At 61.7% G+C, this 21,916-nt stretch carries 21 protein-coding genes and 1 pseudogene; 16 read left to right on the top strand and 6 right to left on the bottom strand.

What is annotated here, in order from left to right; all coding sequences use genetic code 11:
* Positions 1 to 195 precede the first annotated feature (195 nt).
* The 4 genes from AB8B02_RS21910 (at position 196) to AB8B02_RS21895 (ending at position 2,441) form a co-directional block, all read left to right on the top strand.
* On the top strand, positions 196 to 609 hold the full coding sequence (locus AB8B02_RS21910) for a hypothetical protein (protein ID WP_439065146.1): 414 nt from the start codon (positions 196 to 198) through the stop codon (positions 607 to 609).
* A gap of 150 nt (positions 610 to 759) precedes the next feature.
* A complete protein-coding gene (hisE, locus tag AB8B02_RS21905) occupies positions 760 to 1,158 on the top strand; it encodes a phosphoribosyl-ATP diphosphatase (RefSeq protein ID WP_089267666.1) in 399 nt (132 codons plus the stop codon).
* A gap of 67 nt (positions 1,159 to 1,225) precedes the next feature.
* On the top strand, positions 1,226 to 1,807 hold the full coding sequence (locus tag AB8B02_RS21900) for a YqaA family protein (RefSeq protein ID WP_089267665.1): 582 nt from the start codon (positions 1,226 to 1,228) through the stop codon (positions 1,805 to 1,807).
* A 46-nt stretch (positions 1,808 to 1,853) separates the two neighbouring features.
* The gene (locus tag AB8B02_RS21895) at positions 1,854 to 2,441 is read left to right on the top strand and encodes a hypothetical protein (RefSeq protein ID WP_244558551.1); all 588 of its coding nucleotides are present in this window, start codon (positions 1,854 to 1,856) and stop codon (positions 2,439 to 2,441) included.
* A 2-nt stretch (positions 2,442 to 2,443) separates the two neighbouring features.
* Here the strand turns inward: AB8B02_RS21895 and AB8B02_RS21890 are convergent, their stop codons facing one another.
* Positions 2,444 to 3,007: a TetR/AcrR family transcriptional regulator gene (locus AB8B02_RS21890; RefSeq protein WP_439065145.1), complete on the bottom strand. Its 564-nt coding sequence runs from the start codon at positions 3,005 to 3,007 to the stop codon at positions 2,444 to 2,446.
* 155 nt (positions 3,008 to 3,162) lie between these two features.
* Here AB8B02_RS21890 and AB8B02_RS21885 point away from each other — a divergent pair, with 155 nt between their 5' ends.
* Entirely contained in the window at positions 3,163 to 3,807 is a 645-nt protein-coding gene (locus tag AB8B02_RS21885) for a glutathione S-transferase (protein WP_439065913.1), read from the top strand.
* Between the two features lie 22 nt (positions 3,808 to 3,829).
* Here AB8B02_RS21885 and AB8B02_RS21880 read toward each other — a convergent pair whose 3' ends face one another.
* Positions 3,830 to 4,063 carry a hypothetical protein gene (locus AB8B02_RS21880; protein ID WP_184512146.1) on the bottom strand — a complete coding sequence of 78 codons (234 nt, stop codon included), beginning with the start codon at positions 4,061 to 4,063 and terminating at the stop codon, positions 3,830 to 3,832.
* Between AB8B02_RS21880 and AB8B02_RS21875 the strand changes: the two genes are divergently transcribed.
* From AB8B02_RS21875 to AB8B02_RS21845, 7 genes and pseudogenes are all read left to right on the top strand, one after another.
* The gene (locus AB8B02_RS21875; RefSeq protein ID WP_068729293.1) at positions 4,041 to 5,009 is read left to right on the top strand and encodes an NAD(P)H-dependent flavin oxidoreductase; all 969 of its coding nucleotides are present in this window, start codon (positions 4,041 to 4,043) and stop codon (positions 5,007 to 5,009) included. The two genes, AB8B02_RS21880 and AB8B02_RS21875, sit on opposite strands and share 23 nt — an antisense overlap.
* A 24-nt stretch (positions 5,010 to 5,033) precedes the next feature.
* Positions 5,034 to 5,806 (top strand): annotated as a pseudogene (locus AB8B02_RS21870) (thioesterase family protein).
* Positions 5,807 to 5,885: 79 nt separating this feature from the next.
* Entirely contained in the window at positions 5,886 to 7,382 is a 1,497-nt protein-coding gene (locus AB8B02_RS21865) for an ATPase domain-containing protein (RefSeq protein ID WP_089267662.1), read from the top strand.
* Positions 7,383 to 7,441: 59 nt separating this feature from the next.
* Positions 7,442 to 9,436, top strand: coding sequence for an ATP-binding protein (locus AB8B02_RS21860; RefSeq protein ID WP_439065144.1), 1,995 nt, complete (start codon positions 7,442 to 7,444; stop codon positions 9,434 to 9,436).
* Positions 9,437 to 9,552: 116 nt separating this feature from the next.
* Complete coding sequence (locus tag AB8B02_RS21855) at positions 9,553 to 9,801, top strand: hypothetical protein (protein WP_068729285.1); 249 nt, start codon at positions 9,553 to 9,555, stop codon at positions 9,799 to 9,801.
* A gap of 103 nt (positions 9,802 to 9,904) precedes the next feature.
* Positions 9,905 to 10,582, top strand: coding sequence for a hypothetical protein (locus AB8B02_RS21850; protein ID WP_439065143.1), 678 nt, complete (start codon positions 9,905 to 9,907; stop codon positions 10,580 to 10,582).
* Between the two features lie 136 nt (positions 10,583 to 10,718).
* Positions 10,719 to 12,347 (top strand): inorganic phosphate transporter, encoded by a 1,629-nt coding sequence (locus AB8B02_RS21845; protein ID WP_439065142.1) that lies wholly within the window; start codon positions 10,719 to 10,721, stop codon positions 12,345 to 12,347.
* A 238-nt stretch (positions 12,348 to 12,585) separates the two neighbouring features.
* Here AB8B02_RS21845 and AB8B02_RS21840 read toward each other — a convergent pair whose 3' ends face one another.
* On the bottom strand, positions 12,586 to 13,746 hold the full coding sequence (locus AB8B02_RS21840; protein ID WP_439065141.1) for a patatin-like phospholipase family protein: 1,161 nt from the start codon (positions 13,744 to 13,746) through the stop codon (positions 12,586 to 12,588).
* A 205-nt stretch (positions 13,747 to 13,951) separates the two neighbouring features.
* On the opposite strand from AB8B02_RS21840, the gene AB8B02_RS21835 reads away from it, so the two are divergent.
* From AB8B02_RS21835 to AB8B02_RS21820, 4 genes are all read left to right on the top strand, one after another.
* Positions 13,952 to 14,734, top strand: coding sequence for a 3-hydroxybutyrate dehydrogenase (locus tag AB8B02_RS21835; RefSeq protein WP_439065140.1), 783 nt, complete (start codon positions 13,952 to 13,954; stop codon positions 14,732 to 14,734).
* Positions 14,735 to 14,770: 36 nt separating this feature from the next.
* Complete coding sequence (locus AB8B02_RS21830; protein WP_439065139.1) at positions 14,771 to 15,544, top strand: acetoacetate decarboxylase; 774 nt, start codon at positions 14,771 to 14,773, stop codon at positions 15,542 to 15,544.
* Positions 15,545 to 15,784: 240 nt separating this feature from the next.
* Positions 15,785 to 16,816, top strand: coding sequence for a transporter (locus AB8B02_RS21825; RefSeq protein ID WP_439065138.1), 1,032 nt, complete (start codon positions 15,785 to 15,787; stop codon positions 16,814 to 16,816).
* 5 nt (positions 16,817 to 16,821) lie between these two features.
* On the top strand, positions 16,822 to 18,183 hold the full coding sequence (locus tag AB8B02_RS21820; RefSeq protein ID WP_439065137.1) for a carbohydrate porin: 1,362 nt from the start codon (positions 16,822 to 16,824) through the stop codon (positions 18,181 to 18,183).
* Between the two features lie 141 nt (positions 18,184 to 18,324).
* On the opposite strand, the gene AB8B02_RS21815 is transcribed toward AB8B02_RS21820, so the two are convergent.
* The 3 genes from AB8B02_RS21815 to AB8B02_RS21805 form a co-directional block, all read right to left on the bottom strand.
* Positions 18,325 to 19,341, bottom strand: a complete 1,017-nt coding sequence (locus AB8B02_RS21815; protein ID WP_439065136.1) for an LLM class flavin-dependent oxidoreductase — start codon at positions 19,339 to 19,341, stop codon at positions 18,325 to 18,327.
* Positions 19,342 to 19,439: 98 nt separating this feature from the next.
* Positions 19,440 to 20,354 carry an alpha/beta fold hydrolase gene (locus AB8B02_RS21810; RefSeq protein ID WP_439065135.1) on the bottom strand — a complete coding sequence of 305 codons (915 nt, stop codon included), beginning with the start codon at positions 20,352 to 20,354 and terminating at the stop codon, positions 19,440 to 19,442.
* 175 nt (positions 20,355 to 20,529) lie between these two features.
* The gene (locus tag AB8B02_RS21805) at positions 20,530 to 21,756 is read right to left on the bottom strand and encodes a hypothetical protein (protein ID WP_439065134.1); all 1,227 of its coding nucleotides are present in this window, start codon (positions 21,754 to 21,756) and stop codon (positions 20,530 to 20,532) included.
* Between the last annotated feature and the right edge of the window lie 160 nt (positions 21,757 to 21,916).

Raw genomic sequence — 21,916 nt, 5'->3', positions numbered from 1 at the left:
GCGGTATGGTGCGACATCTTGCGCGTCGTTTCTAACCGTAAAAGGCTGAACGGGAGATGACTGCCCCGATTTGGACACCGATCGTTCAGCTGCCGTTGGGGTTGGGGAACCCATAGTGGCCGAAGTGGTTGGCTATACAGAGGCCCATAGGGCCAGACGACCACGGAGGACATTGAGATGTTCGTACGAAATAGATTGTTTAATAAGACCGGCCACGCCGCCATCGTGGCGACCGTCGCGGCCATGACGATCTCGGCAATTGCGCCGACCGGAGCATTTGCGGCACCTGTCGCCAAGAGCACAAGCCAGGCTGTTGCAACTCACGGCACCAGCGATGCGACCGATTTCAGCAGCGCGCGCCGTCGCCACTATCGCGGTGGCGGCAATGCTGCCGGCCTTGCGGCCTTTGGCGCCATCGTCGGTACCATTGGCGCAATCGCTGCCACGCAGAGCCGTCGCGACTATTACTACGATAATGGCCCGGGCTACGGCTACTACGGTGGTGGCCCAGCCTATTATGATGGCGGTCCTGCCTATTACGGTGGCGTGCCGTATCGCGGCTATGGCGGTGGCCATGGTTATGATAATTCGCGTCGTATGACCTGGTAGTTCGCGATCGGTCACAACTTATTCCGTCATGCAACTGTCACTTAACTATCAAACGCCGGTCGCGCTTGCGGCCGGCGTTTTGACGTCGTTGCAGACACTTGAAGGCCAGGCGTTAACGCGCTGGCCACGGCTTTGGGATAGTGTAGTTGTATGAGTGATTCGCTCGACCGACTTTATCAGGCGGTGATCGCGGCCAAGGATCTCGATCCCTCGGTCTCGCGAACGGCCCGGCTTTATCAGCAGGGGCCGGAAAAGATGGCGAAGAAGCTCGCCGAAGAAGCCATCGAGGTCGTCATCGATGCGATCAACCGCAAACCGGACGCCGTGATCCGCGAAAGCGCCGATCTTCTCTACAATTTGACTGTGTTGTGGGCGGCCGCGGGCGTGCGTCCTGAGCAGGTCTGGGCCGAGATGAGCCGGCGTGAAGACATGCTCGGTATCGCCGAAAAGCTCCCGAAACCGCCGAAACGGCCCAAATCCATCGAGCAAAGCGCTGCGCGGCGGCCAATTGTCGCGCTCGAAGGTCGTCGCCTTCGCAAGTTGAGTTAAGCTTTTCGTCTCGCGCGTGTCAGCCCAGCCATAGACAAATCGGCGTCAGGATGGTTCATCGCGAACCATGCTCAGACGAATGTATGACTGGTGTATCGACGCCGCCCACAAGCCCTATGCCCTCTGGATTTTGGGCATCGTGTCCTTCGCGGAAAGTTCGTTCTTTCCGGTGCCGCCGGATGTGATGCTGATTCCGATGGCGCTGGCCCGGCCACAGAAGGCCTGGCTCTATGCGGGCATTTGCACCATTACCTCAGTGCTCGGCGGCGTGGTGGGATATCTCATCGGCGCGGTGCTGTATGACTCCGTTGGCCAATGGGTCATTCATTTCTATGGCTACGGCGACAAGGTCGAGGCATTCCGCGCCGGCTATGCCGAATATGGCGCATGGATCATCCTGCTGAAGGGGTTGACGCCGATCCCCTACAAGCTTGTCACCATCACGTCAGGCTTCGCCAACTATAATATCTGGATGTTCATCGCGCTGTCGGTGGTTGCCCGCGGCGTGCGCTTCTATGTCGTCGCCATCCTGCTCAACCGCTACGGCGTCTGGATTCGCGAGACCATCGAGAAGCGTCTGGGTCTGTGGGTTGCGCTGGGCGTCGGCGTTCTGGTGCTCGGCTTCATCATCGCATTCCGGCTGTTCTAGATCTGGATGCTTCCCCCGGCGCAGGTGCCGGGATACGTTCCGCATCATGTTCGATTTGACCCGTCTGTTGGCTCCGGTAACCCGCAACTGCGTCGTCGCTGCGATCGCGGTGCTGACCGTGGGCGCAGCTACGATGTGCGCCTGGTCGCAGGCGATGCAGCAGCAGCCGGCTCCGCAGAAGTCGATCACGATTCAGGTTGTCCCGGCTCCCTCGGCCGCACCCCCGCCTGCCGCGGCTTTCGCGCCGGCTCCGATGGCTGAACAGGCGCCGCCGCCGTCACCGCCCCCGGCGCCCGAGAATCCCGGCCTGTTCAACGAGATCGGCAAGCTGTTCAAGAATTCCACCTCGCTGCTGCCGTCGCTGCCCACCATGCCGTCGCTCGGCACCGACAGCCTGACCAAGCTGAACACGGTGGTGAAGGGACGGGTGGCTTGTCCGGTCGCTGCCAATGGCGCACCCGACTGCAAGGCGGCCTCAGACAAACTGTGTCAGAGCAAGGGCTTCAAGGACGGCAAGAGTCTCGACACCGACGCAGCGCAAAGCTGCTCGCCCAGGGCCATGATCCCCGGCCGCGCGCCGGAGCCGGGCGACTGCAAGACGGAAAATTACGTCACCCAGGCGCTCTGCCAGTAGGTCTATGCCGGCAACAGACCCGCTGCGCGATAGCTCTCGATGAGCGCGTCATAGAGTGAGACATCCGCGCGGCTTCTTGCCATCAGCTGAGCGCCGGTGATGGCGGCGAAGATGGCGCGCGCACGCGGTTCGCTCTCATCAAGACTCAGCGCGGTCACAGCGGCGAGAACCTTGCTCAGCCATGCCACGTTGATATCGGTGAAGGTCCGGATCTCTTTCTTCACCGGCTCCGGCAGGTCGTCATACTCGGCGGCCATGAAGCTGCACAGGCACATGCGGTTGCTGCTCTCCAGCGCCTTGCGGAACGTGCCGGGATATTGGCGGAGGCAGGCGGCCGGATCCTTGGATTCGGCCAGCAGCGTCTCCAGATAGGCGGCCGAGTCCTCCCAATAGCGCCTGGCAACGGCGGCGCCGAGATCGGCTTTGCTCGGGAAGTGGTGGTAGATGCTCGCAGCCTTGATGCCGACCTCTGCCGCAAGATCACGGAAATTCAGGCCGCTATAGCCATGGGCCTGCGCGGTCAGTTTCGCAGCCACCAGGATGGCTTCTCTGGAATTCGAACTCATATCCCGGTCTCACAACCCCGTGTTTACGGCCTACCAAGTGATAGATAGGCGTTGACGCCTGTAAATCAAAGCCGTAAATCACCCTACCAACTGATAGGTAGGATAAACTAATGAATACTCAGATCTACAATGGCGACGCGACAAAGCTCCCGATGATGACGATTCACGATTGGAGCACAGGGCCTTACCCGGCGCGCGTCCGGATCGCTGTGGCCGAGAAGAACCTCCGATCGCGTATCAATTTTGTGTCGGTCGATCTCACGAAGGGCGAGCACAAGAAGCCCGAATTCCTCGCCAAGAACTATTCAGGCACGCTGCCGGTGCTCGAACTCGACGACGGCACTTTCATTGCCGAGTGCACGGCCATTACCGAATATCTCGACGGACTTGAGGGCGCTCCCGTGCTCACCGGGAGTACGCCGCGCGAGAAGGGCTTGATCCACATGATGAGCAAGCGTGCCGAGCTGGAGTTGCTCGACGCCATTAGTGTCTATTTCCATCACGCGACACCGGGGCTCGGACCCCACGTCGAGATCTATCAAAATGCCGAGTGGGGTTTCCGCCAGCGCGACAAGGCGCTCAGGGGGATGGCGTACTTTGACGGGGTGCTGAAAAAGCAGCCGTTCATTGCCGGCGAGTTTTTCTCGATGGCCGATATCACGGTAATTGGCGGTTTGATCTTCGCCGGTCTCGTGCAGCTCGAGGTGCCTGCGGAGTACGAGGCTCTCCACGCCTGGTACGCAAGGATGAACGAGCGTCCCAGCGTCAAGAACCGTGTGACGATGTCAGAACCCGCTTGATGGGGCGCTTGCCGACAATCGATCAGTCATCCCGATAATGGGGCGCCACCTGGATAATGTGGTGCCCCATTATTCCGCGTACCGGACGAACGCCGTTCAGCCCGGCTTTTTTCTCCCGCAGCGCAATTGCCATCCGCCCCACGCTTCTGGCATCGTCCGCCCGCACCCGGATCGACCGGGGGCAGGCGCGCAGGATCGCGCACAAATCAAGAAAAGAAGTCGAGGAATTTCCCATGTCGATGCCGGCTTTGTTCAAGAACCGCCTTTCGCTGCCCGTGATCGGTTCGCCGCTATTCATCATTTCGGTGCCGGATCTCGTCATCGCGCAGTGCAAGGCCGGTATCGTCGGCGCGTTTCCCGCGCTGAATGCGCGTCCGGCGGCGCTACTCGACGAATGGCTGCACCGGATCAAGGAAGAACTTGCTGCGCATGACAAGGCGCATCCGGATCGGCTCTCCGCACCCTTCGCGGTCAACCAGATCGTGCACAAGTCCAACAACCGGCTCGAGCAGGACATGGCGCTTTGCGAAAAGCATAAGGTGCCGATGATGATCACCTCGCTTGGTGCGCGTGAAGAACTCAATCAGGCGGCCCATGCCTGGGGTGGCATCGTGTTTCATGACGTCATCAATCAGCGTTTCGCGCACAAGGCGATCGAGAAGGGGGCTGACGGCCTGATCCTCGTTGCGGCAGGCGCCGGCGGTCATGCTGGCGAGATTTCGCCGCTCGCGTTCGTCGCCGAGACCCGGCAGTGGTTCGATGGTCCGATCGCACTGTCGGGCGCCATCGCCAATGGTCGCGCCATTCGCGCCGCGCGTATCCTCGGTGCCGACTTCGCCTATATCGGTTCGGCTTTCATCGCCACCACCGAAGCCAACGCGGTGCCGGGCTACAAGGACATGATCGCGGCCTCCGGCTCGGAAGACATCGTCTATTCGAATCTCTTCACCGGCGTTCATGGCAACTACCTGAAGCCGTCCATCGTCGCCGCCGGCATGGATCCGGACAATCTGCCGGAGTCCGATCCGACCAAGATGAATTTTGGCACCGACGCCAGTGGCGAGCGTGCCAAGCCAAAGGCCTGGAAGGAGATCTGGGGCAGCGGCCAGGGCATCGGCAGCGTGTCGAAGGTCGTGCCGGTGGCCGAGCTCGTTGCGCGCTTCAAGAAGGAATATGACGAAGCGATCGATCCGCCGCTCTGATCCTGCATTGAGAAGGCCGATCTGATGGACGCCATCTATCGCGTCGACGGCAATCATGTCGTCACCAGCCCGCATGCTGCGGGTCCGTGGAACGAGACCATGCAGCACGGGTCGGCGCCGTCGGCGCTGGTGACATGGCTTGCCGAGCAGATGCCCACCGCAAGCCCGATGCATGTGACGCGTGTCACCATCGACTTGTTGCGGCCGGTGCCGGTGGCGCCGCTCACTTTCGAGACCGAGGTGCTGCGGGAAGGCCGCAAGATCCAGCTGTGTGGCATTCGTCTCATGGCGAACGGCACCGTCGTGGTGCGTGCGACGGTGCTGAAGATCAGGGCGGAGGCGCAGGCGCTTCCGTCGGAGATCGCCGATCCGCCGGTCACGGTGCCGCCGCCGGATCAGGGTGGATTGCTGGAGCCACGTTACGCCAGCAGTCCCTTCGTCACCGGCATGACCATTCGCGCCGTGCGCGGCGGCTTCTGTCGCTGGGGCCGGGCGCGATCTGGTACCGGGCCAACCGGCCGATCGTCGAAGGCGCCGGCCTCTCGCAGGTGATGCGTGCGGTGATCGCGGCCGACTTCAGCAACGGCTCGTCGCCGGTGCTGAGTTTCGACGACTGGACCTTCCTGAATGCCGACCTCACCGTGAGCCTGTCGCGTCCGCCGGTGGGCGACTGGATCCTGCTGGACGGGGAGAGCTGGATCGGGCCGGATGGCGCCGGTCTTGCTGCATCGAAGCTCGCCGATATCGATGGTTATTTCGGCCGGGCAGTGCAGAGCCTGGTCATTGAGAAACGTTGACGACCGCGCTTTTTAGAATTTTTGTCCTGGACAGGGAACCGATTGATATTGCCCCGGTTATCGCGCGTCAGGGGGCAGTATGAGTTCGACGCACGTGCAGGACGACAAAGCCAGGACCGGCATCTGGGGATTGGATAATATCCTCTCCGGCGGATTCTCCCGAGGTCACATTTTTCTGGTCGAAGGCGCGCCGGGGACAGGCAAGACCACGGTCGCGTTGCAGTTCTTGCTGGAGGGCGCGCGGATCGGAGAGAAGGGTCTCTACATCACGCTATCCGAGACGGATAGTGAGTTGCGCGATGGCGCAGCGTCCCATGGCTGGACCCTCGACAAGAGCATTGAAGTTTTCGAGCTCCTGCCGCCGGAAAGTCTGCTTGACGAGGATCAGCAACAGAGCCTGCTTTATTCGTCCGACCTCGAACTCGGCGAAACCACCAAGCAGATATTCGAGGCCGTGGAACGCACCCAGCCGAGCAGGGTCGTCTTGGACAGCCTGTCGGAAATCCGGCTGCTGGCGCAGAGCTCGTTGCGTTATCGCCGCCAGATACTGGCCATCAAGCATTACTTCGCAAAATTCGGCACGACGGTGATGTTGCTCGACGACCTCACAGCGGAAGTGGCCGACAAGACAGTGCACAGCGTCGCACATGGCGTGCTGCGGCTCGAAGAGCTGGCGCCCTCCTATGGCGCGGAGCGTCGGCGTGCGCGGGTGATCAAATATCGCGGTGTCAAGTTTCGCGGCGGCTACCACGATGCCACCATCACCACAGGCGGCCTTAACGTTTTTCCTCGGCTGGTCGCATCCGAATTCCGCAACAGCATGGATCGCAAGACCAAGTCGAGCGGCATTGCGCAACTCGACCAATTGCTGGGCGGCGGCATCGAAACAGGCTCGAGCACATTGATTCTCGGGCCCGCGGGCACGGGCAAATCACTCACTGCGATCGTCAATGTAGTCGCAGCGGTGAAGCGCGGCGAGAAGGCTGCAATGTTTATCTTCGACGAGGAGCTTGGACTGCTGTTCGATCGCATGAAGGGGATCGGAATCGATCTGCCTGCCATGCAGGAAAGCGGACATCTGTTTGTCGAACAGGTCGATGCCGCCGAATTGTCGCCCGGTGAATTCGCGCATCGCGTCCGTCGTCAGATTGACGAGCACAACATCAAGACCGTCGTGATCGACAGTCTCAATGGCTATCAGGCCTCGATGCCGGAAGAGAACTCGCTGATCCTGCACATGCATGAGCTGCTGCAATATCTCAACCGCAGGGGCGCAGCGACCTTCATGACGGTGGCGCAGCACGGCCTCGTCGGCGATATGAAGGCGCCGGTGGACGTCACCTATCTCGCCGATACCGTGATCCTGCTCCGTTACTTCGAAGCAAGCGGCAGCGTTCGCCGTGCGATGTCCGTGATCAAGAAGCGAACCGGTGCGCATGAGTCGACCATTCGCGAGTACCGGATCGACGGGCGAGGCCTCACGATCGGCGCGCCGCTCAGCGAATTCCAGGGCGTGTTGCGTGGCGTACCCATTTACAACGGTCAAAATTCTCTGCTTGAGGGATCCTCGGCGTGAAACCGGGGCGTTCCTCCGAGCGCGCTGTCATCCTTGCTCCCACAGGGCGCGATTCTGCAGTGGCTGCGGCATTAATCCGCGAGGCCGGTTTTTACGCGCAACCCTGCGCGGATTTTCCGACGCTGCTCGACGAGATCAAGGGCGGCGCCGGCGTGGCTGTCATTGCTGACGAGGCGATCAAGACCGTTGATCTGCGCGGCCTCGGCAACTGGCTGCATGATCAGCCGTCGTGGTCCGATTTCCCGATCATCCTGCTGACGCGTCAGGGCGGCGGACCGGAGCGCAACCCGGATGCCGCGCGGCTCGGACAGTTGCTCGGCAATGTGACGTTCATCGAGCGCCCGTTTCACCCGACCACATTGATTTCGATCGTCGGTTCGGCCGTCCGCGCGCGCCGGCGTCAATATCAGACGCGTGCCATTCTCGAAGATCTCGGCGACAGTCAGGGGCTGCTGCAGACGGCGCTCGATGCGGGACGGCTCGGCACGCTCGAACTGCATCTGCCCGAACTTCGGCTTGAGGTCTCGGATACGACCAAGGCATGCTTCGGCCGCCGGCCGGATCAGTCATTCACGTTCAGCGAGTTGCAGGCCGCGGTTCATCCCGATGATCGCGAGCAACGCCAGCAGGCGCTCGATGCGACGCTAATGGCCGGCGCGGACTACAATGTCGAATACCGCAATATCTGGCCGGACGGCTCGGTGCATTGGGTCGAGACGCGTGCGCGCATGGTCCGTGGGTCCGACGGCAAGCCGAAAACGCTCGTCGGCGTCTCCGTCGATATCACGGCGCGAAAGTCCGCCGATATCGATCGCGACAACTTGCTGGAGCAGTTGACGGCGGAGCGGTCTGCGCTTGCCGAGCTTACGGCGACGCTCGAACAGCGCGTCGAGGAACGCAGCAACGACCTGATGAAGGAAGTCGCGGCGCGCGAGAAGGCGCAGGACCAACTGCGCCAGGCGCAGAAGATGGAGACCATCGGCCAGCTCACCGGCGGCGTGGCGCATGACTTCAACAATCTGCTGATGGCGGTGATGGGTAATCTCGATCTACTGCGCAAGCGCATGCCGGATGATCCGCGCCTGAAACGACTGGTCGATGGTGCCATGCAGGGCGCCGAACGCGGCGCCTCACTGACGCAGCGACTACTGGCCTTCGCGCGGCAGCAGGATCTGAAAGCCGTGGCCGTCGATCTCGGTGCGCTGGTCCGCGGCATGAGCGATCTGCTCGAGCGCTCGCTAGGGCCGCGCGTGGCGCTGCGTCTCGATATTCCCGACAATCTGCCGCGGGCGCAGATCGATCCCAATCAGCTCGAACTCGCCATCCTCAATCTCGCGATCAATGCGCGCGACGCCATGCAGGACGGCGGCTCCATCGATATCAAGGTGAAGAAGCATAAGGTCGGCAAGGGCGACCCGATTCTGAAGCCCGGCGACTATCTCAAGGTGTCGATCATCGACAACGGCGCCGGCATGTCGCCGGAGACGTTGAAGAAGGCGATCGAGCCGTTCTTCTCGACCAAGCCTGTTGGCAAGGGGACTGGTCTCGGTCTGTCCATGGTGCACGGTCTGGCTGTACAGCTCGGCGGCACGCTCGATCTCTCGAGCGTCGTCGGCAAGGGAACGACGGCGACCCTCGTGCTGCCGGTCACCGACAGGAAGCCGGAGGCCGCCGATACGGCCCATGTCATGCGCCACGCCGCGCGCTCTGCCGTGATCCTGTTTGTCGATGACGATCCTCTCATCGCGATGTCGACGACGGAGATGCTGGAGGATCTCGGCCATCGCGTGATCCCCGCGACTTCGGGGCGGCATGCGCTGGAGATTCTGAAAAGCGACGAGCCGCTCGATCTGATGATGACCGATCACATGATGCCCGGCATGACGGGCATCGAGCTTGCGGCTTATTCCCGCGAAATGCGGCCGTCGCTGCCGGTCCTGCTCGCTACCGGCTATGCGGATTTGCCCGAAGGCGCTCAGCTCGATCTGCCGCGGCTTGCCAAGCCGTACCATCAGGATCAGCTCCGGGACCGGCTCGATCAACTGCTGGGCTAAGCCCACTCCGGCCGGGGTGGTATCAATCTGCCAGCGGCGCAGCAAAATTAACCATTCATTAAATCCTGTGGAACCAACAATGCCCCGATCGGGAATCAACCGATTCAGGGGCCATCATGGATATCGAAGCCTATTTCGCGAAGACGCCGGCCACGATCGAGGAGATCAAGGCACGCGTGGCCGCAGCTTTCGGCCGTCATCCGCTGTGCCGCGAGGTGCAGTTCGACATCGTCAGCACGCCCCGCGCCGGAAAGGGCGCAAACTGGACCATCAGTATGCAATCGGTCGCTCCGGATGCGCTGTGGGAAGCTTCCGATATCGTGAGCGATATCCAGGAAGCCTATGTTCTCGCCAACGCCGCCTGAACGTCTCTGAGTATTATCGCACCGTTCTGGTATGGTTAGGCCTTAATTAATCTCCATTTGTGAGGACAGGTACCTCTGGTAGTCCTGAATTTCGGAGACTGGCTTGACGCGTGCGCTGACCCTTCTTGTGCTGGGCTGCCTGTTGCTGACCGGCGTGGCTGTTGCGAGCATCCTCGGTCGCGATAGCATCCCATCGCTGTCGCTGTCATATGACGACAGTGCCGCGCAAAATTCGGTCGCGGTGTCGCGCGGACCGGTTTCCAATACGCAAGGCAAGAAAGACAAGTTGCCATTGGCCGGCGCCATGATGGCGTCGCTCGATCCGCAGCAGGTCCCGAGCGTTGACGGCAGTCCGTTGCGCCAGGCCTTTGCATCCGACAGTCCAATCGAAGTGCCCGGTTCGACGGTGCTTGCCCCGATCGTGGTGCCGCAGCCGACCGCCAAGCCCAAGGCCGCTGCCAAGCCGGTGCAGAAGACCTATACGCTGCTCAGCGATGCGCAGATTTCGGCGATCAAGACCCGGCTAAATCTGACGGCGTCGCAGGAATCGTACTGGCCCGGCGTCGAAGCGGCGCTGCGCAACGTGGCGCGCAGGATCCACGAGACCAAACAGGCCAGTCCGTCAGCCGGCGCGCCGCCGATCGATCCCGATAGCGACGAGGTGCAGCGGCTCAAGTCCGCTGCGATGCCGTTGTTGTTCCAGTTGCGTGAGGATCAGAAGCGCGAAGTCCGTGCACTGGCGCGCATGATCGGACTCGAAAAGGTCGCGTCGGCGATCTGACCCCTGTCATATACCGGCCGCATCGGTGACGCGGGACTGTCACAACCCGTAACAGACAAATTGTCGCGCCTGTCATCCGGGCTTCGCATCCGTGGTGCAGAGATTAACGCCTCTTAACCTGTAACGGGGGCGTTTCATGACCGATTTCACTGCCAATCAATCCATTTCCGGAGGCGCGGCTGTTGAGCCGGCGTCGCGGCCAAATCTCGACAAGGGTTTTAACCCGCTGACGATGATCCTGTTTTTCGGGATCCTGGCCGCCGGCCTCCTGTTCGTCGCCTACAGCATCTATGTCGACGTCAATGCCACCGGGACCCGCGTCACCAGCTATCTGCCCTACCTCCTGCTGTTCGTGGCGCTGCTGATCGCGCTTGGCTTCGAATTCGTCAACGGCTTCCATGACACCGCCAATGCGGTCGCCACCGTCATCTATACCCATTCGCTGCCGGCGGAATTCGCCGTGATGTGGTCGGGCTTCTTCAACTTCCTCGGCGTGCTGTTCTCCACGGGCGCGGTGGCTTTTGGCATCGTTTCGCTGCTGCCGGTGGAATTGATCCTGCAGGTCTCCAGCGGTGCCGGCTTTGCCATGGTGTTCGCGCTGCTGATCGCGGCGATCATCTGGAATCTCGGCACCTGGTATCTCGGCCTGCCGGCCTCCAGCTCGCACACGCTGATCGGTTCGATCATCGGCGTCGGTATCGCCAATGCGCTGATGCGCGGCCGTGACGGTACCTCGGGCGTGGATTGGGGCAAGGCCACCGAAATCGGCTACGCGCTGCTGCTGTCGCCGTTGTTCGGCTTTGCCTGCGCCGCCATCCTGCTGCTGGTGCTGAAATTCCTCGTGCGTAACCCGGCTTTGTACGCAGCACCGGACGGCAACAAGGCGCCGCCGTTGTGGATCCGCGGCATCCTGATCGCGACCTGCACCGGCGTGTCCTTCGCACATGGTTCGAATGACGGACAGAAGGGCATGGGCCTGATTATGCTGGTGCTGATCGGCACCGTGCCGACCGCCTATGCGCTCAACCGCGCATTGCCGGAATCCCGCGTCGCGCAGTTCCAGGTCAACTCCATCGCGGCCGCCAAGGTGATCGCAGCCAAGGGGGCCGGCCACAGCATCATCGGCGATCCCCGTCCGGCGGTGACCACCTATGTTTCGCAGCGCAAGATCAGCGAAGGCACCTATCCGTCGCTCGCCGTTCTCGTGCAGCAGGTCGGCGATCAGGTTCGCAGCTACGGCACGCTCGACAAGATGCCCGCGGAATCCGTCGGCAACACCCGCAACGACATGTATCTCGCATCGGAAGCCATCCGCTTCCTGATGAAGGACAAGGAAAACGACCTCAACAAGGAAGATGTCGCGACCCTCAATGCCTATAAAGGCTCGCTCGATGCCGCGACCAAGTTCATCCCGGATTGGGTGAAGATCGCTGTGGCCATCGCGCTCGGCCTCGGCACCATGGTCGGCTGGAAGCGCATCGTCGTCACCGTCGGCGAGAAGATCGGCAAGACGCATCTGACCTATGCGCAGGGCGCTTCGGCCGAACTCGTGGCTGCGGCCACCATCGGCGCGGCCGACGTGTTCGGTCTGCCGGTTTCGACCACCCACGTGCTGTCGTCCGGCGTCGCCGGCACCATGGCGGCGAACGGTTCGGGCCTGCAGATGGCCACGATCCGCAACCTGCTGATGGCCTGGGTGCTGACGCTGCCCTGCGCCATCATGCTCTCGGCCTCGCTCTACGTGCTGTTCAGCCAGTTGTTCTGAGGATAGACGAGGCCGCTGCGGAAACGTAGCGGCCTCGCTTTTTTGCACGGTCGAAAGAGAGGCCCGCGCCGTTAATGCGCGGGCTTTTTCTTGTGGGGTAAGTACCCTTCGCCGTCATTGCGAGCGCAGCGAAGCAATCCAGAAGCAAAAAGCGAGGATTGGATTGCTTCGTCGCAAGAGCTCCTCGCAATGACGGGGAGGGGCCGGCGCTGAGCTTTTGTGAGAAGCGCTGCTGCCTCTACGAACTGCTCTCGCGATGCACGTCGTGCACCACGATGCCCTTGCCTTGCTCCGGCAGCGCCAGCCAGTCGCGGCGCTTCAATGTGCGGCGGGTATCGTCGAGGCCGCTCTGCCAGTGCTCGCGCATCGAGGTCGCCGAGAACTCGTGGTCCTTGGAATCGCCCTCATAGGCCTTCTGCTGATAGATCATCTGCAGGATGGTGATCTCCGGCAGATCCGACAGGCTGTCACGCCGCGCGCGCTCCTCGTCGCTGAGCTGGTCGTCGGGAATGCGCTGCAAGATCTTGTAGAGCTCCGACTTCAGATTGTTCATGCGCCGATAGATGTCCGTGTTGTGGCGGGTGCGGGACGAGTAGACGATGTCCTTGTGCCGGGCCAGAACCTCCTGGATATCCCGGGGCAGCACGCCACGGGCGCTGAACAGGTCGACCTGGAACACCAGCGAGTTCATCCTGTCTTCCTGGTCGAGCAGGTGCTGCAGCGGCGTGTTGGAGACGATGCCGCCATCCCAGAAATGATCGGTGCCGATCTTCACCATCGGCAAAGCTGGCGGCAGTGCGCCTGATGCCATCACGTGTTCGGGCGCGATGACTTCCTTCTTGTTGTCGAAATACAGGAAGTTGCCGGTGATGACGTTCACTGCGCCGACGGCGAAGTGGGTCTTGCGCGAGTTGATGAGATCGAAGTCGACCAGTTCGAGCAGCGTGTCGCGCAGCGGCGAGGTGTCGTAATAGCTTGTCGCCGTCTTTGCACCGGCCGGGCTGAACCACGGATTGACCTCGTGCGGCTTGAAGAAGCCCGGCTGGCCGAGGGTCGTGGTCATGAAGGAGCTCGCGAGATTGCGGGCCTTGCGGTAGACGTCGCCGTCCGGTGTGTAGTGCCAGACCTTGCGGGCGGTGATGCGGTCCCAGAAGATCTGCAGCTTCTCCAGCCGGTCTTCCGGCGGATTGCCGGCGATGATCGCCGAATTGATAGCGCCGATCGATACGCCGCACACCCAGTCCGGCTCCATGCCTTGCTCATGTAGCGCCTGATACACGCCGGCCTGATAGGCGCCGAGGGCGCCGCCGCCCTGCAGCACCAGTGCTACACGATCGCAGCGGTCAGGGCGCCAGCCGGTCTCGGCCGTCATGTCTGAATCGGGTGTCCGCGCATCCATCTGGGTCTTCTCCTCAACGATCACATGATGTTGGCGGCAGAATTTAGATGAGCAGTGACGGCGTTGTGACAAATAGCAAATTCGATCATTGCGCATCAGTCCATGAAGCGCGTCACGCGGCTGAAGGAAATTCCTCATACCGCCGTCAAACAGGATCGCTAGCAAAGAAGCAGATATTAACGTTTTCTTACGAAGGGTTGCGCGCATGCTGTCTGGAAAGTCCGCCATTATCACCGGCTCCACCAGCGGCATCGGCCTTGGCATCGCGCGCGGCCTCGCGGCCAGCGGCGTCAATATCGTGCTCAACGGCTTTGGCGATGCCAATGAGATCGAGGCGATCCGCAGCGAGCTTGCCGACAGCCATCAGGTCCGGGTGCTCTATAGCGGCGCCAACATGGCCGACGGCAATGACATCGCGGCGATGATGGCACAGGCGGAGCAGGAATTCGGCGGCGTCGATATCCTGGTCAATAATGCCGGCATTCAATATGTCGCGCCGCTCGAGGAATTCCCGGTCGAGAAATGGGATGCGATCGTGGCGATCAACCTGTCGAGTGCGTTTCACACCACGCGTCTCGCCATCCCCCACATGAAGGCGAAGTCCTGGGGCCGTATTGTCAACATTGCCTCGGCCCATGCGCTGGTCGCCTCGTCGTTCAAGTCGGCCTATGTCGCGGCCAAGCATGGCATTGCCGGCTTGACCAAGACGGCGGCGCTGGAAGTCGCCGAACACGGCATCACCGTGAATGCGGTATGCCCGGGTTACGTGATGACACCGCTGGTCGAAAAGCAGATCCCGGAACAGGCCAAGGCGCGCGGCATCACCGAGCAGCAGGTGATCTCGGACGTGCTGCTCGCCGCCCAACCCACCAAACGTTTCGTGACCGTCGAGGAACTGTCCTCGGTCGTCAATTTCCTCTGCACCGACCACGCCCGTTCGATCACCGGCATCACGCTGCCGGTCGATGGCGGGTGGACCGCGCACTGAGTTTAAACCAGCGATTTCACACCCAAGGAGTTTCCGATGCGCCAGGAAGACATCCTCCGTTTGCCGTCGATGCCGATGGCCGGCCCGAGCTATCCCGCCGGTCCCTATCGCTTCATCAATCGCGAATTCCTCGTCATCACCTATGAGACCGATCCGGACCTGATCCGGATGGGTCTTCCCGAGCCACTGGAGCCGATCGAACAGCCGATCGTGCATTATGAGTGGATCAAGATGCCGGATAGTTCAGGCTTCGGCAGCTACACCGAGACCGGCCTCGTGATCCCCGCACGCTTCAAGGGCGAGGACGTCAACTTCGTCTCGCAGATGTATCTGGACGATGATCCGCCGATCGCTGCCGGGCGCGAGATCTGGGGCTTCCCGAAGAAATACGCCCATCCGAAACTCGAAGTGGTCAAGGACACGCTGACCGGTACGCTGGAATATGCCGGGCAGCAGGTTGCCATGGGCACGATGGCCTACAAGCACGGCGCCATGGCCGGCAACGGCGAGGCCACCCTTGCCACGCTGTCCAAGACCCAGATCAATCTGAAGCTGATCCCGGGCGTCGATGGCAGCGCGGAAGTCTGTCAGCTGGTGGCGATCAACCTGACTGATATCACCGTGAAGGGCTCATGGTTCGGCCCGGGCCGTCTGCATCTGATCCCGCATGTCAACGCGCCGGTCGCCGACTTTCCGGTGCGCCGCGTGATCGGTGCGCATCATTTCCTGGCCGATCTGACATTGCCCTATGGCCGCGTCGTCTATGACTACAACAAGCAGAGCGATACACTCGCCGAAGCCGCTGAATAGAGCATGATCCGGAAAAGTGGAAACCGGTTTTCCGAAAGATCATGCTCAAAACAAAGAGATGAGATGATGGTCCGATTTTTTCTAATCGGATCATCATCTCATCTCGGCTGACATATCCCTGTAACAAGGGTGTCATTAAGTGCCTGCGGCGGACTGACACAGTCGGAGAGCCGCAGGCAGATATTTTATTTTTTTGGTGGCGCATGCGTATTGCGTGGCGTGAAAAACGGTGGGTGTCCGATGCAGCTTGAAGTGCCGGTCACATCTGCAGAGGTGACGTCCACACTTGGCTTGACCGATCCGATCCCGGGTCTGGTCTGGGCCTTCCGGATCCATTCCGACGGCAAGCCAGAGCCGTTGCCGGTCGATGCCGGCATCGATCTCGTCCACGGCGGGTTGCTCTGGCTGCATTTCAACCTGACTGACGCGCGCGCGCTGCAATGGCTAGCGCAGATCTCATTGCATGCGCCGGAGCAGGCCCGTGCCTTGTTGCTGTCCAAGGACACATATCAGCAACTCCATGCCACCGATGACAGTATCTATGGTGTGATCTCGGACCTGTTGCGCGATATCGACGAGGCGACCGAAGACACTGGTTATCTGCGCTTCGTGATGACCGAGCGCTTGCTGATCAGCGGCCGGCATCACGCGCTGTGTGCCGTCGATGCGACGCGCCGTTCGCTTGAGCAGGGCCAGCGGGTCGACAGCATGGCCGCGCTGCTTGAGACGATCGTGGAGAATGTTGCCGACACCATGGACGGCGTCGCCGACAGTCTGGCGATATCGCTCGACGAGATCGAGGAGCAGGTGGTCTCCGGCGACTCCCGTGACATGTTGCAGAAGCTCGGCCGTCTGCGCCGGACCTGCGTGCGGCTGCATCGGCAGCTGTCCGGGCTGCGCATCGTATTCCAGCGGCTTGAGGCCAAAGGTCAGCGTGAGTTGAAACCGTCGCTGCAACTGCGTGCCGGCAAGCTGGCGCAGCGGCTCGATGGACTGGATCACAATGTGGTCGAGATGCGCGAACGCAGCCGGCTGTTGCAGGAAGAGCTGCATCTGCAGATCGAGGAACGCGGCAATGAAAGCCTTCGCGTTCTTTCAGTGCTAACCGCGCTTCTGCTGCCGCCGACGCTGGTCACCGGCATTTTCGGTATGAACACCAAGGGCCTGCCGCTGACCGATGTCGAAACCGGATTTCTCTGGGCCGGCGCGCTGATATTGATTTCGTCAGCATCGGCCTATGCCGTGATGAAGCGCCTCAAGATCATCAGGTAGCTATCATGGTTGGTGTGTTTTCGTGCTGGATGGTCCGTGCGATGATGGCGCTCGCCGGCCTTGTCGCCTGTGGCACGGTCTCGCTGTCATCGGCGCATGCCGGCGACTGGCGCGATAGCGGCCTGAAGCCGATCAATGACCGGCTCGCCGAATGGGGCGTTGCACTGTCGGCGACCTATATAGGCGAGGCGCTCGGCAATGCGTCCGGCGGCATCCGGCGCGGCGCGGTCTATGAGGGACGGTTCGATTTTGGCGTGGATGTCGATCTCGACAAGGCGGTTGGCTGGAGCGGCGCGACCTTTCACGCCAATGTCTATCAGATCCACGGACCTGGCCTGTCGCGCGACTATATCGGCAATCTGATGCTGGTGAGCGGCATCGAAGCGCTGCCGGCGACGCGGCTCTATGAATTCTGGATCGAACAGTCGCTGTTCGGCGGCAGACTGCTGGTGAAGGTCGGTCAGCAGCCATCCGATATCGAGTTCATCGACAGCAAGTATGACGATATCTTCGTCAATTCGGCGCTGGGCTGGCCCGGCATTACCGGCGTGATCCTGCCGGCGGGCGGACCCTCGCCGCCACTCGCCGTGCCGGGCGTTCGTTTCAAGGCCAGTCTGTCGGATGCGTTCACGGCCTATCTGGCGGTGTTCAATGGCAGTGCGGCTGCGCCCGGCCCGAATGATCCGCAGATCGCCAACGCGCATGGTCTCGCATTTCGCGTCAACGATCCGCCGTGGATCATCGGGCAACTGAAATATGCCTACAAGCTCGGCCCGTCGGAGTTGCCTGGATCGATCACCGGCGGCGGCTGGGTGCATCTGGCCGAATTCGATGACGAGCGCTGGACCGCACAGGGCCGGTCGCAGGCCGATCCGGCCGGCACCGGCGAGCCGCTGATGCGGCGCGGCAATCGCGGCGTTTTCGCCGTTTACGAACAGCGGCTCGCTTTCAGTGCACTCGGCCCGGACAAGGGCATCGGCTTCTTTGCGCGCACATCGATCAGCCCGTCCGATCGCAATCTGATCAGCTTCTATCTCGATGGCGGCATTCAGGTGTCGGGTTTCTCGGCAGAGCGGCCGGATGACAGGTTCGGAATCGCGATGACTTATGCGCGTATCTCGGATGGCGCGCGCGGGCTTGATCGTGATGTGCAGCTTTTCACCGGAATTCAATCGCCCATCCGCGATTTCGAAGCCGTGCTGGAAGTAACCTATCTCGCTGCGGTCGCGCCGGGTGTCGCGGTGCAGCCGGTGTTTCAATATGTGATGCATCCCGCCGGCGGCGCCGTCGATCCCAACGATGCCACGCAGACAAAGCGCATCAAGGACGCCGCGGTGTTCGGCGTCCGCACCACCATCAATTTCTAGAGTTTCTCGTCATTCCGGGATTTGCTAGAGCCGGCTTGCCGGCGGCGGCAAAGACCCGGAATCCCGTCATGTTCAACATTCTGAGATTCCAGGTTCGCGCGCGCGAAGATGCGCACGCGCCCCGGAATGACGAGTTTTTGGCTATTCAGCAGCTACGGCTTTCGGTGTCTTGGTGAGGCCCGCAGCCGCCTCGGCGATCATCTCATAGGACTTGAGCCGCGTGGCGTGGTCGTAGACGTCCGAGACGATCATCAACTCATCCGCGCCGGTCTCCTCGACCAGCGCGGCGATGCCGGCGCGAACCGTCTCCTTCGAGCCGATGATCGAACGCCGCAGCATGCCCATGGCCTGCATCTTCTCGGCCGGCGCCCAGTAGGTCTCGATATCCTCGATCGGCGGCGCGCTTAGCCCGCGGGTGCCGCGGAACATGTTGGTGAACGACATCTGCTGCGTGGTCCACAACCGCTTGGCCTCGGCATCGGTGTCGGCGGCGATGATGTTGACGCCGACCATCGCATGCGGCTTCGTCGACTGTTCGGAGGCTTCGAAGTGCTGGTGATAGATCTGCAGGGCCTGCAGCAACTGGTCGGGCGCGAAATGCGAGGCGAAAGCGTAGGGCAGGCCGAGCGCCGCGGCGAGCTGCGCGCCATAGGTCGAGGAGCCGAGAATCCATAGCGGCACGTTGGTGCCCGCGGCAGGCACCGCCTGCAGGCGCTGGTTTGGGCCGGCCGGGGCGAAATAGGCCTGCAGCTCCTGGATGTCCTGCGGGAAATTATCGGAATTCTGCAGCGAGCGGCGCAGCGCCCGCATGGTCATCTGGTCGGTGCCGGGTGCGCGGCCGAGGCCGAGATCGATGCGGCCGGGAAACAGCCGCGCCAATGTGCCGAACTGTTCGGCGATGACGATGGGGGCATGGTTCGGGAGCATGATCCCGCCGGCACCGACGCGAATGGTTTTGGTCCCCGCCGCGATATGGCCGATCACCACCGATGTGGCGGCGCTGGCGATGCCGATCATGTTGTGATGTTCGGCGACCCAGAAGCGCTGATAGCCCCAGCGCTCTGCATGACCGGCGAGATCCCGGGAATTGTCGAGCGCACCGCGCGCATCGGTGTCCTGGGTAACGCGGACGAGGTCGAGGATCGAAAGTGCGGTCATGACGGGGCTCCCATTGCCCTTGCCATGTGGGCATGGCTGGGGCGGATTGCCAGCCGGCTGCGCGCCCGGCATGGCAGCCCGGCGTTACTCCCGAGCTGTCAGGCCAGGCTCGCGTGGAAGGCGCGGACGATTGCGGCGCATTCGGCCGGCTTTTCCATCTGCATGAAATGCGAAGCGTCAGGCACGGTGGTGAAGGTGAAGCCGCCATCGCGCGCGAAGGCACGCTCCATGTCGACGAACGGGCTAGTTCTCGCCTTTGGTTCACCGGCGACGAGCTGCACCGGCAGCCTGACACTGCACATCCGCTCCCAGGCACCTGGGAGATCCTGCATGGTGAAGATGCTGGCCTCGAATTCCCTGGCGCAGGCGAGTTCATAGAGCTGCCTGTCGTCGTTCCAGCGCAGCGTGGATGCGGCGAGTGCCTGCAGTCCGGCATCGTCGACGCCGGCAAATGCCGAGCTGCGGCGATAGGACTCGAATAGCTCCTGCACATTCGGAAAGGTGGTGCGACGCTGCGCAGCGCGTCCGGCGAGTCTGTCATTTTCCGTGCGGAAACTCTGGAACTCGGGATAACTCGCTGGCGGCGTCGCCGGCGGCTCGAAGCCGACGAAGCCGATCCACGGCGTCTCGTATTCGGCGGCATGCAGCAGGGTCGTCAGTGCGCTCATCGAATGAAATGCGCCGAGGCTCGGCGCCGGGCCGAGTTCGCGCGTGATCCCTTGCATGATCGCCTCATAGTCGCGGATGAGCTGCGGCCAGACATGCGGGATGGGCTGGCGATACGGACTGCTCCGGCCGTGATGACGGAAGTCGAACACCACGGTCTCATAGTCATCCGTGAAGAGGCGCCAGAAGCTTTGAAAAGCATCGATGGCGAGGCCATTGCCATGGCTGCAGATGATCCGTGGACCTTTTCCATAAACGCGTATGCTGGCTGTGGCGCCATCTTCGAGCAGAACCTGAAAAGCGTGCGTCTCGGCCGCAAGGGCCGGAGCGGAAGGCGCATAGTCCATATGGGGGAGAATCCGTTATATTTTGGAGCAAAAGGCGAAGCTGTCGTATGCTTGGCCGGACCGCAGAGTCTAAAAGACCTTGTCTGAAAGACTTTGCTGCTCACCGTCAGTTCGTACGCAGTTTCAGGATACAAAGCGCGGCGGGGTGGTTCAAGCCACAGCAACTCATACCAGCTCAGCTGGAACGCCGGATGATCGCCACGCGCCCGTCCAGCGGGATCGTCGTGTGCCCGTCGGTCACCGGCACGCGGCGCCACTCGGCATCGTCATTCGGACGGTTGAAGGAGAGCGAAGCGGCAGGGCCATCGACGGCGATGTCGAGCGGCTCCGTGGGCACCGGGATGTCTTCAGCCTTCTCCACATTCCAGCAGCGCACCGCGCGCCATACCGCAAGCAGCGGTTGTCCCTGCGCATCCTGAAACGCGATATGCCGCAGGTCCGGTGCCGTGGATGCCACGCGTAGCGGCGGATCGTTGTTGGCGCGGCGTGCGCCTTTCAGTGCGGACAGGAGATTCCGGATCGCATGGTAGCCAGGCTTCGGCGAGCCGTCATTGCGGACGAGGCCCCAATGATGTTCTCCGTCATTGGGATCGGTACCGCCATCGAAGAATTCGTAGAGGAATGTCCGGAGAATGCCGAGGCGGAAGTTGTTGAGCAGCAGCCGTGGCAGATAGAGCGCCGCCGCCGTTTCCGAGACGCCGGAGGTACCGGGCTTCACGACATTGCAATAGCCGCATTCGGTTGCCAGTGCGGGTGCGCCGGGTTTGAACGCGTCGCGCATATTGTGCAGATACCAGGACACGGCGGCGTAGTCGTTGGTTGTTTCCGGCTCTTGCGCCTTCTGTACATAGGAATGGATCGCGACGGCATCGCTGAACTGCGCGGCCGGGCGCAGCAGCGCGACGTCGGCGGGCTTCCAGTTGATGACGCTTGGCGACAGCAGCGGCAACTCCGTCGCCGCATATCGCGCGCGCAGCGCATGGTGCACCTCGCGCTGATAGTTCACGACGACATTGCTCCAGCCCGGCTTCGCCAGCGGCAGCGACAGAAACCAGTCGCTGTTGCCCTCGTTCTGGCCCTCCATCGCCGAGACGCGCTCGATGCCCAATGCGGCGAGATAGGTCATCATCTCCGGCACGGTGTTGGTCGCCGGCGACACCACAACATTGAACAGGATGTTCGAGCGTTTGTTCAGCGCGCGCCAGCGATCGAGATCGTTGCTAGGTCGCAACTCGTCGCGCAGATGGCGAATGCCTGATGCCGCAAGCAGATCGTGAAACCGGTCGAAATGACTCGCATATGGCTCGCTGCTGATATGCACATTGACGCCGACGCTGTCGGTGAAGGTATCGGACGGGCCGGGAAGCGACAGCGCGACCAATGGACCGGAGCGCAGCATCATCGACGCCGCGCCTCCCCTCAGGATGGCTCGTCTGCTCAGGCCGGGCATTTCGATCTCGCACGCATGAAGCCCCAGTGACGCCTCGGGGCAGTCTGAGCCTGTTAGACTTAATAAACCGCCGATCGACAAGAGATGTTCTCGTCAGCGATCAACCGAATCG

It is taken from the genome of Tardiphaga sp. 862_B3_N4_1, assembly GCF_051811085.1.
In the GTDB taxonomy this organism is placed as follows: Bacteria; Pseudomonadota; Alphaproteobacteria; order Rhizobiales; family Xanthobacteraceae; genus Tardiphaga; species Tardiphaga robiniae.
This window is presented reverse-complemented; position numbering and strand designations above follow the sequence as displayed.

Excerpts from the sequence above, each read along its gene's own strand:
- hisE (WP_089267666.1), top strand. The coding sequence starts at position 760 with ATGAGTGATTCGCTCGACCGACTTTATCAGGCGGTGATCGCGGCCAAG.
- AB8B02_RS21810 (WP_439065135.1), bottom strand. The coding sequence starts at position 20,354 with ATGGACTATGCGCCTTCCGCTCCGGCCCTTGCGGCCGAGACGCACGCT.
- AB8B02_RS21900 (WP_089267665.1), top strand. The coding sequence starts at position 1,226 with ATGCTCAGACGAATGTATGACTGGTGTATCGACGCCGCCCACAAGCCC.
- AB8B02_RS21825 (WP_439065138.1), top strand. The coding sequence starts at position 15,785 with ATGCAGCTTGAAGTGCCGGTCACATCTGCAGAGGTGACGTCCACACTT.
- AB8B02_RS21835 (WP_439065140.1), top strand. The coding sequence starts at position 13,952 with ATGCTGTCTGGAAAGTCCGCCATTATCACCGGCTCCACCAGCGGCATC.
- AB8B02_RS21875 (WP_068729293.1), top strand. The coding sequence starts at position 4,041 with ATGTCGATGCCGGCTTTGTTCAAGAACCGCCTTTCGCTGCCCGTGATC.
- AB8B02_RS21805 (WP_439065134.1), bottom strand. The coding sequence starts at position 21,756 with ATGATGCTGCGCTCCGGTCCATTGGTCGCGCTGTCGCTTCCCGGCCCG.
- AB8B02_RS21885 (WP_439065913.1), top strand. The coding sequence starts at position 3,163 with ATGACGATTCACGATTGGAGCACAGGGCCTTACCCGGCGCGCGTCCGG.
- AB8B02_RS21865 (WP_089267662.1), top strand. The coding sequence starts at position 5,886 with ATGAGTTCGACGCACGTGCAGGACGACAAAGCCAGGACCGGCATCTGG.
- AB8B02_RS21830 (WP_439065139.1), top strand. The coding sequence starts at position 14,771 with ATGCGCCAGGAAGACATCCTCCGTTTGCCGTCGATGCCGATGGCCGGC.
- AB8B02_RS21895 (WP_244558551.1), top strand. The coding sequence starts at position 1,854 with ATGTTCGATTTGACCCGTCTGTTGGCTCCGGTAACCCGCAACTGCGTC.
- AB8B02_RS21840 (WP_439065141.1), bottom strand. The coding sequence starts at position 13,746 with ATGGATGCGCGGACACCCGATTCAGACATGACGGCCGAGACCGGCTGG.
- AB8B02_RS21815 (WP_439065136.1), bottom strand. The coding sequence starts at position 19,341 with ATGACCGCACTTTCGATCCTCGACCTCGTCCGCGTTACCCAGGACACC.
- AB8B02_RS21820 (WP_439065137.1), top strand. The coding sequence starts at position 16,822 with ATGGTTGGTGTGTTTTCGTGCTGGATGGTCCGTGCGATGATGGCGCTC.
- AB8B02_RS21855 (WP_068729285.1), top strand. The coding sequence starts at position 9,553 with ATGGATATCGAAGCCTATTTCGCGAAGACGCCGGCCACGATCGAGGAG.
- AB8B02_RS21890 (WP_439065145.1), bottom strand. The coding sequence starts at position 3,007 with ATGAGTTCGAATTCCAGAGAAGCCATCCTGGTGGCTGCGAAACTGACC.
- AB8B02_RS21845 (WP_439065142.1), top strand. The coding sequence starts at position 10,719 with ATGACCGATTTCACTGCCAATCAATCCATTTCCGGAGGCGCGGCTGTT.